The organism is Streptomyces sp. cf386 (assembly GCF_900103585.1).
Taxonomy (GTDB): Bacteria; Actinomycetota; Actinomycetes; order Streptomycetales; family Streptomycetaceae; genus Streptomyces.
The window spans coordinates 72,947-87,201 of the sequence record NZ_FNHV01000015.1; the positions used below are offsets into that span (position 1 = coordinate 72,947).

Sequence of the window (14,255 nt, forward strand, 5' to 3'; positions counted from 1 at the left end):
GTGCGATCCGCGGAAGATCGACTTCGTACAGTGAGGGAGAGATTAATGGGAAAAGTCCCAATATATTCCCAGACGCGCCGGATCACTGTGCCTCAGGTTCACCCTCGGTAGGCGTCAGTCGTCCTCGATCACCAGCCCCTTCGACGCCAGCAGCGGCGCGAGGTTGCACATCTCGATGACGGTTTTGCCCGCCCGGTAGGCGGCGATGTAGCCCGTCTCGGCGTCGACCCTCTCCTGCGACGCGGTGACCACGTCCGCCGCGTCCTCCCGGCGCACGACGACCACACCGTCCGCGTCGGCCCGCATCACGTCGCCCGGCCGGACGAGCACCCCGCCGACGGTGACCGGTTCGCACATCGGGCCGACGGTCTCCTTGACCGTGCCCTTGATGGAGACGCTGCGTGAGAAGACCGGGAAGCCCAGGGCGCGCAGGTCCTCGGTGTCCCGGACCCCGGTGTCGGTGATCAGGCCGCCGAGGCCCTTGGACTGGCAAGCGTTGGCGAGGACGTCTCCGAAGGAGCCCGCCTCCTCATAGGCGCCGGCGGAGACGACGACGACGTCGCCCGGGCGGGCGTAGGCGATGGCGGTCTGGAGCATCAGGTTGTCGCGCGGCGCGCACTGGACGGTGAACGCGGGGCCGCACAGGGACATGCGGTGGTCGACCGGCTTGATGGTCGACTCCAGGGCACCCAGACGGCCCTGTGCCTCATGGATGGTGGCCGAGGAGAAGGCGCTGAGCGCCTCGACCACGGCGGCGTCCGGCCGCTCGAACTTCGTGCTGACACGGATCATGACGACCTTTCAGACAGAGATCAGGCAGAGATCAGGCAGAGGGAGCCCCGGTCAGGGCGGCGCAGGCCTTGGCGATGCGGGCGCATGCCTCCGTCAGGACGTCCGTCGACGTGGCGAACGAGATGCGGAAGTAGCCGGGCGCGCCGTAGGCGGATCCGTGGATCACCGCCACCTGCTGGGAGTCCAGGAGGTGGCGGGCGAAGTCCTCGTCGCTGTCGATCCGGACTCCGGTCGGGGTGAACCGGCCCAGCGCGGCTCGGCAGTTGACCAGGAGGTAGAAGCCTCCGTCGGGAGTGGTGCAGCTCAGCTCGGGGACGTCGTTGACGAGCCGCACGGTGGCGTCGCGGCGCCCGCGGTAGACCCGTACGGTCTCCCCCACGAAGTCCTGCGGTCCGGTGAGCGCCACGGCCGCCGCGGCCTGACTGACGGAGGACGGGCAGGAGGAGATCTGGGACTGCAGGGTGTTGATCGCGGTCACCAGGTCCGCCGGGCCCACCCCGTAGCCGATGCGCCATCCGGTCATGGCGTACGTCTTGGACACGCCGTTGGTGAGGAACACCCGGTCGGCCAGGCGGGGTTCGACGGCCGCGAGCGACGGGGCGTCCTCGTCGCCGTACCAGATCTCGTCGTAGATCTCGTCGGTGAGGACGCGCACCTGCGGGTGTTCCAGCAGCACCTCGGCGAGTGCGCGCAGTTCGGCGGGCGTGTAGGCGGCTCCGGTCGGGTTGCCGGGGGTGTTGAGCACGACCCAGCGCGTCCGTTCGGTGAGCGCCGCGCGCAGGCGTGGCGGGGTCAGCTTGAAGCCGTCCGCCTCGGGGCAGTCGACGATGACGGGGGTGCCGTCGTTAGCGAGGACCATGTCGGGATACGACACCCAGTACGGCGCCGGGACCACGACCTCGTCGCCCTCGTCCAGGGTGGCCGTCAGCGCGAGGAAGATGACCTGCTTGGCCCCGCCGCCGACCGTGATCCGGGGGTCGGTGACGGTCAGCCCGTGGCGTTGGCGGACCTTCTCCGCGATCGCGGCGCGCAGTCGGGGTGTGCCGTTCACGGGGGTGTACTTGGTCTCCCCGGCCCGGATCGCCTCGATCGCGGCGGCCTTGACATGCTCCGGGGTGTCGAAGTCGGGCTCGCCCACGGTCAGGTCGAGGATCGTGTGCCCCTGGCTCTTGAGTTCGCGCACGCGCTGCGCCGCGGCGGTGCTGGGCGAGGGGTTGATACGGCGTACACGCGCTGCCGTACTCATGCGCTCATCCCTCCCTGCGCTCGAAGTTCAGGCCGCCGGGGACCTGGAAGGTGGGCAGGATCTCGATGTGGCCGATGTTGACGTGCCGGGGCGAGTCGACGGCGAACGCGATGGCGTCGGCGATGTCCTCGGGCTTGAGGGACTCGTAGCCGTCGTAGAACTGCCGCTGAGCCTCTTCCATGTCGCCGAGCAGCCGGCCGAAGATCTCCGTCTCCACCCGGCCGGGGCAGATCTCGGTGACCCGGATCCGGCGGCCGTAGCCGTCGACGCGCAGCTGGCGGGAGAGGGTGTGCACCGCGGCCTTCGTGGCGTGGTAGATCGTGTTCCCGCCGAAGTTGTAGACGCCGGCGATGGAGCTGATATTGACGATGTGGCCGAGGTCGCGCTCGACCATGCCGGGCATGAGCAGCCGGACCAGGTGCAGGACCGCCTGGATGTTGACGGCGATCTGCTCGTCGACGGCGAACTCGTCGGCGGTGAGGATGTTGCCGGTGCGTGAGACGCCCGCGTTGTTGACGAGGACGTCGATCTCCAGACCGTCCAGTACGGCGGTGAGGGCGTCGGTGTCGGTGATGTCGACGGCGTGCGGGACACAGCCGGTGGTGCGGGCTAGGGCGTCGAGCCGTTCGGCGTTGCGGGCCAGGGCGTGGACCTCCAGGCCCTGCTTGGCGAGTCGTTCGACGACCACGGCTCCGATGCCGGTCGACGCCCCGGTGACGAGGGCCGTCCTGTAGTCGGAGATGGGCATGGTGGGGTGCTCCTCAGGGTGCGGGTGGGGGTGGGGGGTTGGTTGCCGTGCGGGTGTACGTGGTAGTACGTGGCGGTACGTGGCGGTACTTAGCTGTCAGGCGTCGCGCAGCGGGAGGTGTGCGCGGTCCTTCACTCGGCTGACCGCGATGAGCGTGCCGAGGGCGGTGAGGACGGCGTAGAACGCCGGCATGTTGACGTTGCCGGTGCGGTCGATCAGGTACGTCATCAGCAGCGGGGCCGTGCCGCCGAACAGGGCGGCGGAGACGTTGTAGCCGAGGCCGTAGGCGGAGTAGCGGACGCGGGTCGGGAAGAGCTCGACGAGCAGGATGTGGATGACGCCGGTGTGTCCGGCGAACACGACCGCCATGAGACAGGCGCCGAGGACCGCGAGGGCTACGTTGCCGGTGCCGATCAGGAGGTAACAGGGGATGCCGACCACGGCCATGGCGATCGCGGCGCCTGCGATGACCTTCTTGCGGCCGATCCGGTCGGACAGCCTCCCCATGTAGGGGATGGCGATACAGATCGCGATGAGACTGGACGCGGTGACGAGGAGGCCCTCGACCTTGCCGAAGTTCAGCTCGTTGCTCATGAAGGTGGGCATGTAGCTGAACAGGACGTAGTAACCGGAGCCGTTCATCAGGGGGATGAACAGGGCCAGGAGCATGGCGCGGCGGTGCTCGGGCGAGGTGAAGGCCTCCTTGAGGGGGTTCTTGGACAGACCGCCCTCTTCTTGCAGGCGCGTGAAGTTGGGGGTGTCGCTGATCCGCTTGCGGATGTAGATGCCGGTGATGCCGAGCGGGACGGCGAGCAGGAACGGGATGCGCCAGCCCCAGGACTCCATGCGCTCGGCGCCGAGTCCGCTGGTCATGGCGGCGGCTATCAGGGTGCCGGTGAGCAGGGAGAGGAACGACGCGATCTGGGCGTAGCTGGTGTACAGACCGCGCTTGCCCTCCGGGGCGTGCTCGGCGAGGAAGCTCATCGCGCCGGACGCCTCGCCACCGACGGAGAAGCCCTGGGCGACGCGCAGCAGGATCAGCAGGGCGGGTGCGGCGACGCCGATGCTGACGTAGGTGGGCAGGAGGCCGATGGCGGCGGTGGCGACGCTGATCAGCAGGATGACGAAGACCAGCATCCGCTGGCGGCCGATGCGGTCGCCGAGGTGGCCGCAGATCACGCCGCCGAGGGGGCGGAAGAAGAAGGAGACGGCGTAGCCGAGGAAGACGAGCTGGATGGCGTTGTCCGAGCCGGGGAAGAAGACCGCGGCGAGCGTGCCGGCCATGAAGCCGAAGATGCCGTTGTCGTAGAGCTCGGCGAAGATGCCGACGCAACCGGCGAGGGTGACCTTACGGGCTGTTCTCGGGTCGACGGTGTGGGGAACTGACTGAGCGGCCATGGTGCTCATGGCGTCTCCTGTCTGGAGCGGGCGTGGGATGAAGGGCGTTCGGCTCCGTGCGGGTGGGGTGGGTGGGCCGGATGCCGGGTGGGCGGGTGGGGGGTGGGTTTCGTGCGGGGTGGGCTGGGTGGAGCGGGTGCCCTGCGGGCGGCGGGGCGGGATGGGTTCCGTGCGGGGCGGGTTGGCGGAGCCGGGTCCGTGTGGGTGGGGGCGGGACGAGGTCCGTGCGGGACGAGGGCGGCTGGATGAATTTCAGCGGGGCGAGCTGGCGACGCGTGTTCCACGCGCGGCGGGCTGGGTGGAGCGGTGTCCGTGCCGGAGGGGCGGGGTGGGTTCCGCGCGGGGTGCGCTGGCGGAGCCGGTTCCGTGTGGGTGGGGGCGGATAGATTCCGTGCGGGGCGAGCTGGTGGAGCGGGTGCCGTACCGGGGGCAGAGTGGCGCGGGGTCCGCGCGGGGCGGGCAGGGACGGGGTGATTTCCGTGCGGAACGGGGTGGGTTCAGCGCGGGGCGGGTTGGCGGAGCTGGCTCCGGGTCGGTGAGGCGGGAGATTCCGTGCGGGAAGGGTTGGCGAAGCCGGGTCCGGGTCGGCGTGGCGGGGTGGGTTCCGTGCGGGGTGGGCTGACGGTTCCGGGCCGGCATGGGCGGGGTGGTTCCGTGCGAGCTCGTGGAGCCGGTTCGGGGTAGGGGGACGGCTGGGGTCAGCCGGCGTCAGGTACGGGGATGTCGAGGGCCTCGAACGTCGTACGCACTCGGGTTCTCAGTAAGTCGATGGCGTTGCGCTCTGCGCGGTACGCGTTGACCGCCTGGTCGACTGTGCGGTGCCGGAAGCGGATGGTGTGGCCCGGGCGGACCTGGCCGAGTGTGGACAGGGCGGTGGCGGTGACCACGGCGAGGACGGGGTAGCCGGCCGTGACGCCGCGGCCGCGGTGCAGTACGAGGAGTTCGTCCCCGGCGGGGATTTCGACGGCGCCGATCGGCACGCCTCGGGAGAGCACCTCGCCCTGGGAGACCCGGCGGGGGACGTCGCCGCGCAGGCGCAGTCCGATGTGGTTGCTCTGCGGGCTGACGGTGAAGGGGCCGCCGAAGAGGCGGGCGGCCGTGTCTCCGAACTCGGCCCGGTCGGGGCCGTCGGTGACGTCGATGGTCCATGCGGTGGCGGTGGGGAACCGGGGCGCGGGGGCGTGCAGGCGGAACAGTGGGATCCGGGAGTAGGGGTGGTCGATGGGCGGACAGCCGGTGCGCAGGGCGAGTTGGTCGCCGTCGCGCAGGGTCGGCCCGAAGCCCAGGATCGTGTCCGGGGCGCAACTGCCCTGGAGGTACTCGGCCTCGAACGAGCCGAGCACCGCGAGATAGACACGCAGGCCTTGGCGGATGCCGGTGACGCGGATGGTCTCCCCCGCGCGTACCGACACCGGTTCCCACTGCGGGCGGATCACTCCCTCGACGGTCACGTCGGCGGGTGCCCCGGTCACGGCGACGAGGATGTCGCCGGACGGGATACAGGCGAAGTCGAGGGCCGTGATCTCCAGCAGCGGGGCGCGTTCGTCGTTGCCACACAGGACGTTGGCGACGCGTGGCGAGTGCTGGTCGGCGGCTCCGTTGGCGGGCAGCCCGTAGCGGGCGCGGCCGACGCGGCCGAGGTCCTGCACGGTGGTGATGCCCGCGGTGCGGATCGTCAGGGTGTCAGCCATGACAGGCCGCCAGCGGGGTGTCGGGGTAGTCGTCCCACTGCTCGGGCGTGATGGGTACGAAACGGAAGGTGTCGCCGGGCTGGTAGGCGGTGAGCGGGTCGCTGTGCAGGTCGAGGACGCGCACCGGGGTGCGGCCGAGGAGGGGCCAGCCGCCGGGTGAGGGCATCGGGCAGATCACCGCCTGCCGGCCGGCCACGGCGACCGAACCGGGGTCGACGCGGGTGCGGGGCGATGCGAGGCGCGGTACCGGCCGGGGGAAGGCGGGCCCGTCCATCATGGGTGCCCCGGCGGGCGCGCCCAGGCAGCGCACGGTGAGATCCGCTCCGGAGTGCAGGGCGATGACCTCGCTCTCGTCCAGGCCGAGTTGTGCGGCGACCTCGGGGAGGTCGGGCCCGTACTCGCCGCCGTAGACGACGGGGACGACGAAGCGCCGGGAGGGAGCCTGCCGCGTGGAGCCCGGGCGGATACGGGCGGCTTCGTGCCACAGGACGCGCCTGACGGTGTCGTGGTCGGTGCCGGCGCAGTCGAACTCCACGAGGAGGGCGTCGTACGTGGCCACGACGCCGTGGACACCGGTGAGCTGGACGGCGTCCAGCGCGTCGGCCAGGGCGTGCACCAGCCGCCAGGCCTCCTCGGCCTCCATACCCACGGCCTTGGCGATCAGCGCGGAGTCACCGCAGTCCGTGATCGTGACGTTGCCCGTCATCTCGGGCGCCCTGCGCGTCTCATGGGTCCTCGGCATCTCATACGCCCCTGCCGCTCAGCACGTCCTCAAGAGAGGTGATCTTCACGTCGGCGGCGAGGAGTTGTTCACGGACGGTGCCGGCGAGTGCGATCGCCCCGGGGGTGTCCCCGTGCAGCAGGACGGTGTCACAGGTGACCGGGACGTCCTTGCCGTCGACGCTGCGGATGACGCCCTCGGTGACCATCCGCAGCGTCCGCCGGGCGATCTCGTCAGGGTCGTGGATCACCGCGCCCGGCTCGGAGCGCGGCACGAGGCTCCCGTCCTCGCGGTAGGCGCGGTCGGCGATGCCGACGATGCCCACGCGCAGTCCGCGAGCGCGGGCGGCGTCGGCGAGTTCGCCGTCCTGCGCGAGGACGATCAGCGACTCGTCCAGCGAGGCGACGGCCTCCACCACGGCCTGGGCGTAGTCGGCGCGTACGGCGACCAGGTTGCCCAGGCGCCCGTGCGGGGCGACATGACGCACCCGGGTGCCGTGCGCCACGGCGAACGCCTGGAGTGCGCCGACCTGGTACAGCACGTCCGTGCGGACCTCCTCCGGCGTGAGGTCCATCGCGCGGCGGCCGAAGCCGACCAGGTCGGGAAAGCTGGGATGGGCGCCCACGGCCACCTGCCGCTCGACGCAGCGCCGCACCGTGGCGTCCATGATGCGCGGGTCACCGGCGTGGAAACCGCAGGCGACATTGGCCGATGTCAGCAACTCCAGGAGGGCTTCGTCGTCGCCCATCGTGTAGGCGCCGAATCCCTCACCGAGATCGGCGACGAGATCAACCGTATGAGGCATGACGTCCTCCGGGAGAAGGAAACGAAGAAGATGAAGAAATGAAGGCGAGGAAGAGGGAGCGGAGGGCTCGGAATTCCCGGAAGCTGTTTCTCTTCTGCTTTTCCGGGCGGGTGTTCCGGCGTGCTGGTTCCGCACAACTTAATCCCCTGCTCGCCCGGCCGCCAATACGCGTTCGGTTTGGCGTTATCACGAACGGCTATGACGAGGCTCACAGCCCGGGCCCTACGATGAGGCTCCGCTCATGGGAAGGCCCTGCATGGACACCAGGCGGCTGTACTCCTTCATCAAGATCGTCGATGCGGGGAGCATCACGCGCGCGGCCGACATCCTGCACATCGCGCAGCCCGCGCTCAGCCAGCAGCTGTCCGCGCTGGAGGCACAGTTCGGTCAGCAGCTGCTGATCCGCAGCAAGCGCGGGGTCGCCCCGACCGAGGCGGGCCGCGCGCTGTACCGGCACGCCCATCTCGTCCTGCGCCAGGTGGACCTCGCGCACGCGGCCGTCGAGGTCTCCGGACGGGCTCCGGCCGGCAGTGTGTCGGTGGGGCTCGCGCCGTACAGCCTGGGCGCCGCCCTCGCGTTGCCGCTGCTCAAGAGCGTGCGGGAGCGCTACCCGGAGATCCTGCTGCACATCAACGAGAACTTCGGCGGCGTGATCAGCGAGGCGATCATGACCGGCCGCATGGACATGGCGTTCATCTACGGCGCCGGCCCGCTGCGGGGCGTGCAGTTCGAGCCGCTGCGCACGGAGGACCTGTTCCTGATCGGCGCTCCCGGCGCGGCGGCCCCGGCGGGCGGGGGCGAGGTGAGCCTGGAGGACCTCAAGGGCGTGCCGCTGCTGCTGCCCAGCCGTATCCACACGATCCGGCAGGTGGTGGACGCCGCCTTCCAGCAGGCGTCGCTCCAGCCGAACGTGGTGGGCGAGGTCGAGTCGGCGCTGACCCTGGTGCACGCCGTGGAGGCCGGCCTCGGTGCCACCGTCCTGCCGTGGTCGGCCGCCCGCGCGATCCTCGACGTCGGCTCCCTGCCCGTGCGCCGCATCGTGAATCCCGTGATCCAGGTCAAGCTGTCATTGGTGACCTCGGACAATCAGCCCCTCTCCGAGCCCGCCCTGGCGGTGCATGATCTGTTCCTGGAACTCATCACCACTTATGACGGGCCGCCCGACGAGCAGCCGCCGGGCAGGGATAAGGATCCGCAATAGCGTCACACGAAAGCCCTATTTGTTTCCGGTGCGTGTCACGGCTAGTTTTCTGCGAAATCAGCTGCTGAATCGGCTGCGGAATTCGCTGCACTGGAGACCTGAGTGAAGAAGCGTGTGCTCGCGACCCGTGACAACCTGCCCGGCCACGGTCTGGACCGCCTCTCCGCGGCGGCGGACGTGGTGGCCTGGTCAGGGACCGACAAGCCCGGCCGTGCGGACCTCGCCGCGCTCGCGGCCGGCGTGAGCGGCGTCCTGGCGCTGGGCAACGACCCGGTCGACGGCGCCCTCATGGACGCCGCCGGCCCTTCCCTGCGGGTCGTCGCGCTGGCCAGCATGGGCTTCGACAACGTCGACCGGGCCGCGGCGGCGGAGCGCGGCATCGCCGTCACCCACACCCCGGGGGTGCTGGCGGAGACCACCGCCGACCTCACCTTCGCCCTGATCCTCGCCGCCCGCCGACGGCTCGCCTCCGCTTCGGCGAGCCTCGGGGCGGGCGCCTGGGACGTGTTCCGGATGCACGACTACCTCGGCCTGGACGTCCACGGAGCCACCCTCGGCCTGATCGGCTACGGCCAGATCGGCCGCGCGGTGGCCCGCCGGGCCCAGGGCTTCGGTATGCGCGTACTCCACCACGACCCGTACGCCTCCCACACCTCCGGCGACACCCTGTCGACCCCGGTGAGCCTGGCCGGGCTGCTGGCCGAATCCGACATCGTCTCGCTGCACGTGCCGCTCACCGACGACACCCGGCACCTCATATCGGCCCGCGAACTGGACGCGATGAAGCCCACGGCCACGCTCGTCAGCACCGCGCGCGGCGGTGTCGTGGACGAGGAGGCACTGCTGAAGGCCGTGCGGGAGAGGCGCCTGCACTCCGCCGGGCTCGACGTCTACGAGCGCGAACCCATGGGCGGGGAGCTGTCCCCACTGGTGGCGCAGCCGCACATCGTCACGCTGCCGCACATCGGATCGGCGACCGAGTCCACCCGGGCCGCCATGGTCGATCTGGCCGTCGACAACATCCTCGACGTCCTCGCCGACCGCCCGGCCCGCACGCCGATTCCCGGCGGCGAACGATGAGAGACCGGCGCAGGGCGCACGCAGAAGGGCCCCCACAAGTCACGTCCTTGCGGGAGCCCTTCGTCCTGCTGCCTGCCGGTGAAGGTTGAGAAGACGATCACGAGCAGGACATCTGAGTGCTACGCCGTCACGGCGCGAGGAGCAGGCTGTCGCCGCGCTCCTTGGCGGCGGCGTAGCGCCTGGCCACGTCCTGCCAGTTGACGACGGCCCACATGGCGTCGATGAAGTCGACCTTCTGGTTCTTGTACTGGAGGTAGAAGGCGTGCTCCCAGGCGTCGAAGACCAGGATCGGGGTCGAGCCCTGGCCGACGTTGCCCTGGTGGTCGTAGACCTGCTCGACGATCAGCCGGCCGCTCAGCGGCTCGTACGCCAGCACACCCCAACCCGAACCCTGGGTGGTGGCCGACGCCTTGGTCAGCTGCGCCTTGAAGCCCGCGAAAGAGCCGAAGGACTCGGCGATGGCGTCCGCGAGCTCGCCCACGCCGTCCTTCTCCAGGGGCTCGCCGCCGCCGTCGCCGGTCATGTTCTGCCAGTAGATCGAGTGCAGGATATGGCCGGAGAGATGGAAGGCCAGGTTCTTCTCCAGGCCGTTGATCGAGCCCCACGTCTCCTTGTCCCGCGCCTCGGCGAGCTGCTCCAGCGTGTCGTTCGCACCTTTCACGTACGCCGCGTGGTGCTTGTCGTGGTGCAACTCGATGATCTCGGGGCTGATCACGGGCGCGAGCGCCGAGTAGTCGTACGGAAGCTCCGGGAGCGTGTAAACCGCCATGTCCAACGTCCTCCGACGTTATTGCGAGTGATATGCAACTACATGCATACGCTAACAGCAAGAGGGACGCGCTCTCGATCAGGCCTTGGACCTAGGACCTCGGTCGTGTCGCGGAGGCAAGGGTGCGGAAAAAGGTGCGGGGCGACGTCCTCAACGGACGCCGCCCCGCACCTGACTCTCGGAAGGGCCGTCAGCCCTCGCCCTCCAGGTCCCCCTCGGTCTCCAGGTACACCTGGCGCAGCGCCTCCAGCACCGCGGGGTCCGGCTTCTCCCACATCCCGCGCGACTCCGCCTCCAGCAGCCGCTCGGCGATGCCGTGCAGGGCCCAGGGGTTGGCCTGCTGGAGGAACTCACGGTTGGCCGGGTCGAGGACGTAGGCCTCGGTGAGCTTGTCGTACATCCAGTCGGCGACCACGCCGGTCGTGGCGTCGTAGCCGAACAAGTAATCCACCGTGGCGGCGAGTTCGAAGGCGCCCTTGTAGCCGTGGCGGCGCATCGCCTCGATCCACTTGGGGTTGACCACGCGCGCGCGGAAGACCCTGGACGTCTCCTCGACGAGGGTGCGGGTGCGGACCGTCTCGGGACGGGTCGAGTCGCCGATGTACGCCTCGGGGGCCGTGCCGCGCAGGGCTCGGACGGTGGCCACCATGCCGCCGTGGTACTGGAAGTAGTCGTCGGAGTCGGCGATGTCGTGCTCGCGGGTGTCCGTGTTCTTGGCGGCGACCGCGATGCGCTTGTACGCCGTCTCCATCTCGTCGCGGGCCGGGCGGCCGTCGAGTTCGCGGCCGTAGGCGTAGCCGCCCCACACCGTGTAGACCTCGGCGAGGTCGGCGTCGGTGCGCCAGTCGCGGGAGTCGATGAGCTGGAGCAGGCCGGCGCCGTAGGTGCCGGGGCGGGAGCCGAAGATACGGGTGGTGGCGCGGCGTTCGTCGCCGTGGGCCGCCAGGTCGGCCTGGACGTGGGCGCGTACGTGGTTGGCCTCGGCCGGTTCGTCCAGCGACGCGGCCAGGCGTACGGCGTCGTCGAGCAGGCCGATCGTGTGCGGGAAGGCGTCCCGGAAGAAGCCCGAGATGCGCAGGGTGACGTCGATGCGGGGGCGGCCCAACTCGTCGGCCGGGATGGGCTCCAGGCCGGTCACGCGACGGGAGGCGTCGTCCCAGACCGGACGGATGCCGAGCAGGGCGAGAGCCTCCGCCACGTCGTCGCCCGCCGTGCGCATGGCGCTCGTGCCCCAGAGCGACAGCCCGACGGACGTCGGCCATTCGCCGTTGTCGGTGCGGTAGCGCTCCACCAGTGAGTCCGCGAGGGCCTGGCCGGTCTCCCAGGCCAGGCGGGAGGGGACGGCCTTCGGGTCGACCGAGTAGAAGTTGCGGCCGGTCGGCAGGACGTTGACCAGGCCGCGCAGCGGGGAGCCGGAGGGGCCCGCCGGGACGAAGCCGCCCGCCAGTGCGTGGACCGTGTGGTCGAGTTCGTCCGTGGTCGCGGCCAGACGCGGGACGACCTCGCGGGCCGCGAACTCCAGGATGGCGGCGACCTGTTCGCCGTGCTCGGTGGGGACGGCGGCCGGGTCCCAGCCCGCGTCCTCCATCGCCTGGACCAGCGCGCGGGCCTTCTCCTCCGCCGCGTCGGCCGTCGTACGGGTCGCGGCGGACTCGTCGAGGCCGAGGGCCTCGCGCAGACCGGGCAGGGCGGTGGCGCCGCCCCAGATCTGGCGGGCGCGGAGGATGGCGAGGACGAGGTTGACGTGGTCGGCGCCGGTGGGCGGGTTGCCGAGGACGTGCAGACCGTCGCGGATCTGGGCGTCCTTGACCTCGCAGAGCCAGCCGTCGACGTGGAGGAGGAAGTCGTCGAAGCCGTCGTCCTCCGGGCGGTCGTTCAGGCCGAGGTCGTGGTCGAGCCTGGCGGCCTGGATGAGGGTCCAGATCTGGGCGCGGATCGCCGGGAGCTTCGCCGGGTCCATGGAGGAGATCTGGGCGTACTCGTCGAGGAGTTGCTCCAGGCGCGCGATGTCGCCGTACGAGTCGGCGCGGGCCATCGGCGGCACGAGGTGGTCGACGAGGGTGGCGTGCACGCGGCGCTTGGCCTGGGTGCCCTCGCCCGGGTCGTTGACCAGGAACGGGTAGACCAGCGGCAGGTCGCCGAGGGCCGCGTCCGGGCCGCAGGCGGCGGACAGGCCGGCGTTCTTGCCGGGCAGCCACTCCAGGTTGCCGTGCTTGCCGAGGTGGATCATCGCGTCGGCGCCGAAGCCGCCGTCCTCGGCGCGGGCCGCGATCCAGCGGTAGGCAGCGAGGTAGTGGTGGGAGGGCGGGAGGTCCGGGTCGTGGTAGATCGCGATCGGGTTCTCGCCGAAGCCGCGCGGGGGCTGGATGATGATCAGCAGATTGCCGAAGCGCAGGGCCGCGAGGACGATGTCGCCCTCCGGGTTGCGGCTGCGGTCGACGAACATCTCGCCGGGCGCCGGGCCCCAGTGCTGCTCGACGGCCGCGCGCAGTTCCTCGGGGAGGGTGGCGTACCAGCGACGGTAGTCGGCCGCGGGGATGCGGACCGGGTTGCGGGCGAGCTGCTCCTCGGTGAGCCAGTCCTGGTCGTGGCCGCCGGCCTCGATGAGGGCGCGGATCAGCTCGTCGCCGTCGCCGGAGGCGAGGCCCGGCACCTCGGCGTCCGTGCCGAAGTCGTAGCCCTCGTCGCGCAGGCGCCGCAGCAGGGCCACCGCACTGGCCGGGGTGTCCAGGCCCACCGCGTTGCCGATGCGGGAGTGCTTGGTCGGGTAGGCGGACAGCACCAGCGCGAGGCGCTTGTCACCCGCGGGGATGTGGCGAAGTCGGGCGTGGCGTACGGCGATTCCGGCGACGCGGGCCGCGCGCTCCGGGTCGGCGACGTACGCCGGGAGGCCGTCCTCGTCGATCTCCTTGAAGGAGAAGGGGACGGTGATGAGGCGGCCGTCGAACTCGGGTACGGCGATCTGGCTGGCGGCATCCAGCGGGGAGACGCCCTCGTCGTTCTCCTCCCAGGCCGAGCGCGAGCCGGTGAGGCACAGGGCCTGGAGGATCGGGACGTCCAACCCGGTGAGCGCGCCCGCGTCCCAGGACTCGTCGTCGCCGCCGGCCGACGCCTCGGCGGGCTTGGTGCCGCCCGCGGCGAGGACGGTGGTGACGATGGCGTCGGCCGCGCGGAGCTCCTCGATCAGCTCGGGCTCGGGGGCGCGCAGGGAGGCAACGTACAAGGGCAGCGGTCGGGCGCCCGCGTCCTCGATCGCGTCGCACAGGGCGCCGACGAAGGCGGTGTTGCCGCTCATGTGGTGGGCCCGGTAGTAGAGCACGGCGACGGTCGGGCCCTGGACGTCCTCGCGGGCCGTGCGCTCCAGCGGACCCCAGGTGGGTGCCGCCGCGGGCGCCTCGAAGCCGTGGCCGGTCAGCAGGACCGTGTCGGAGAGGAAGCGGGCGAGCTGCTCCAGGTTGGCCGGTCCGCCGTGCGCGAGGTAGGCGTGGGCCTCGGCGGCGATACCGACGGGGACGGTGGAGGCGGCCATCAGCTGGGCGTCCGGGGCCTGTTCACCGGTGAGGACGACGACCGGGCGGCCGTCGGCGAGGAGCAGGTCGAGGCCGTCCTCCCAGGCGCGCAGCCCGCCGAGGAGGCGTACGACGACCAGGTCGACGCCGTCGAGGAGGGCGGGGAGGTCGTCGAGGGCGAGGCGGGACGGGTTGGCGAAGCGGTAGGGCACCGGGCCGGCAGCCGCTCGGGCGCTGAGCAGGTCGGTGTCGGACGTCGACAGGAGCAGGATCATGCGGCGTCGGCCTTCCTCGG

Annotated in this window: 11 protein-coding genes; 2 read left to right on the forward strand and 9 right to left on the reverse strand. The window is 70.9% G+C overall.

The window, feature by feature from the left end; translation table 11 throughout:
- Positions 1-114: 114 nt before the first annotated feature.
- The 7 genes from BLU79_RS32950 to BLU79_RS32980 all read right to left on the reverse strand — a co-directional run bounded on the left by BLU79_RS32950 (position 115) and on the right by BLU79_RS32980 (position 7,401).
- Complete coding sequence (locus BLU79_RS32950) at positions 115-792, reverse strand: 4-carboxy-4-hydroxy-2-oxoadipate aldolase/oxaloacetate decarboxylase (protein ID WP_093909643.1); 678 nt, start codon at positions 790-792, stop codon at positions 115-117.
- A gap of 31 nt (positions 793-823) precedes the next feature.
- On the reverse strand, positions 824-2,038 hold the full coding sequence (locus BLU79_RS32955; protein WP_093909644.1) for an aspartate transaminase: 1,215 nt from the start codon (positions 2,036-2,038) through the stop codon (positions 824-826).
- A 4-nt stretch (positions 2,039-2,042) separates the two neighbouring features.
- Positions 2,043-2,786 (reverse strand): SDR family oxidoreductase, encoded by a 744-nt coding sequence (locus tag BLU79_RS32960; RefSeq protein ID WP_093909645.1) that lies wholly within the window; start codon positions 2,784-2,786, stop codon positions 2,043-2,045.
- Positions 2,787-2,882: 96 nt separating this feature from the next.
- Positions 2,883-4,193, reverse strand: a complete 1,311-nt coding sequence (locus tag BLU79_RS32965; RefSeq protein ID WP_093909646.1) for an MFS transporter — start codon at positions 4,191-4,193, stop codon at positions 2,883-2,885.
- 689 nt (positions 4,194-4,882) lie between these two features.
- A complete protein-coding gene (locus BLU79_RS32970; protein WP_093909647.1) occupies positions 4,883-5,875 on the reverse strand; it encodes a 5-oxoprolinase subunit C family protein in 993 nt (330 codons plus the stop codon).
- Positions 5,868-6,617 (reverse strand): 5-oxoprolinase subunit B family protein, encoded by a 750-nt coding sequence (locus BLU79_RS32975; protein ID WP_256333541.1) that lies wholly within the window; start codon positions 6,615-6,617, stop codon positions 5,868-5,870. Before BLU79_RS32975 ends, BLU79_RS32970 begins: the two co-directional genes overlap by 8 nt.
- 1 nt (position 6,618) lies before the next feature.
- Positions 6,619-7,401, reverse strand: a complete 783-nt coding sequence (locus tag BLU79_RS32980; RefSeq protein ID WP_093909649.1) for a LamB/YcsF family protein — start codon at positions 7,399-7,401, stop codon at positions 6,619-6,621.
- Between the two features lie 256 nt (positions 7,402-7,657).
- Between BLU79_RS32980 and nac the strand changes: the two genes are divergently transcribed.
- Both nac and BLU79_RS32990 read left to right on the forward strand, forming a co-directional pair.
- The gene (gene nac, locus BLU79_RS32985) at positions 7,658-8,602 is read left to right on the forward strand and encodes a nitrogen assimilation transcriptional regulator NAC (protein WP_093909650.1); all 945 of its coding nucleotides are present in this window, start codon (positions 7,658-7,660) and stop codon (positions 8,600-8,602) included.
- A 102-nt stretch (positions 8,603-8,704) separates the two neighbouring features.
- Positions 8,705-9,682, forward strand: coding sequence for a 2-hydroxyacid dehydrogenase (locus tag BLU79_RS32990; protein WP_093909651.1), 978 nt, complete (start codon positions 8,705-8,707; stop codon positions 9,680-9,682).
- 127 nt (positions 9,683-9,809) lie between these two features.
- Here the strand turns inward: BLU79_RS32990 and BLU79_RS32995 are convergent, their stop codons facing one another.
- Positions 9,810-10,451, reverse strand: a complete 642-nt coding sequence (locus BLU79_RS32995) for a superoxide dismutase (protein WP_093909652.1) — start codon at positions 10,449-10,451, stop codon at positions 9,810-9,812.
- Positions 10,452-10,641: 190 nt separating this feature from the next.
- A complete protein-coding gene (gene cobN, locus BLU79_RS33000) occupies positions 10,642-14,235 on the reverse strand; it encodes a cobaltochelatase subunit CobN (protein ID WP_093909653.1) in 3,594 nt (1,197 codons plus the stop codon).
- Between the last annotated feature and the right edge of the window lie 20 nt (positions 14,236-14,255).

Bases quoted from the DNA above. Each gene is read 5' to 3' on its own strand.
- BLU79_RS32950 (WP_093909643.1), bottom strand. From the start codon at position 792: ATGATCCGTGTCAGCACGAAGTTCGAGCGGCCGGACGCCGCCGTGGTC.
- BLU79_RS32995 (WP_093909652.1), bottom strand. From the start codon at position 10,451: ATGGCGGTTTACACGCTCCCGGAGCTTCCGTACGACTACTCGGCGCTC.
- BLU79_RS32965 (WP_093909646.1), bottom strand. From the start codon at position 4,193: ATGAGCACCATGGCCGCTCAGTCAGTTCCCCACACCGTCGACCCGAGA.
- BLU79_RS32960 (WP_093909645.1), bottom strand. From the start codon at position 2,786: ATGCCCATCTCCGACTACAGGACGGCCCTCGTCACCGGGGCGTCGACC.
- BLU79_RS32975 (WP_256333541.1), bottom strand. From the start codon at position 6,617: ATGCCGAGGACCCATGAGACGCGCAGGGCGCCCGAGATGACGGGCAAC.
- BLU79_RS32980 (WP_093909649.1), bottom strand. From the start codon at position 7,401: ATGCCTCATACGGTTGATCTCGTCGCCGATCTCGGTGAGGGATTCGGC.
- nac (WP_093909650.1), top strand. From the start codon at position 7,658: ATGGACACCAGGCGGCTGTACTCCTTCATCAAGATCGTCGATGCGGGG.
- cobN (WP_093909653.1), bottom strand. From the start codon at position 14,235: ATGATCCTGCTCCTGTCGACGTCCGACACCGACCTGCTCAGCGCCCGA.
- BLU79_RS32970 (WP_093909647.1), bottom strand. From the start codon at position 5,875: ATGGCTGACACCCTGACGATCCGCACCGCGGGCATCACCACCGTGCAG.
- BLU79_RS32955 (WP_093909644.1), bottom strand. From the start codon at position 2,038: ATGAGTACGGCAGCGCGTGTACGCCGTATCAACCCCTCGCCCAGCACC.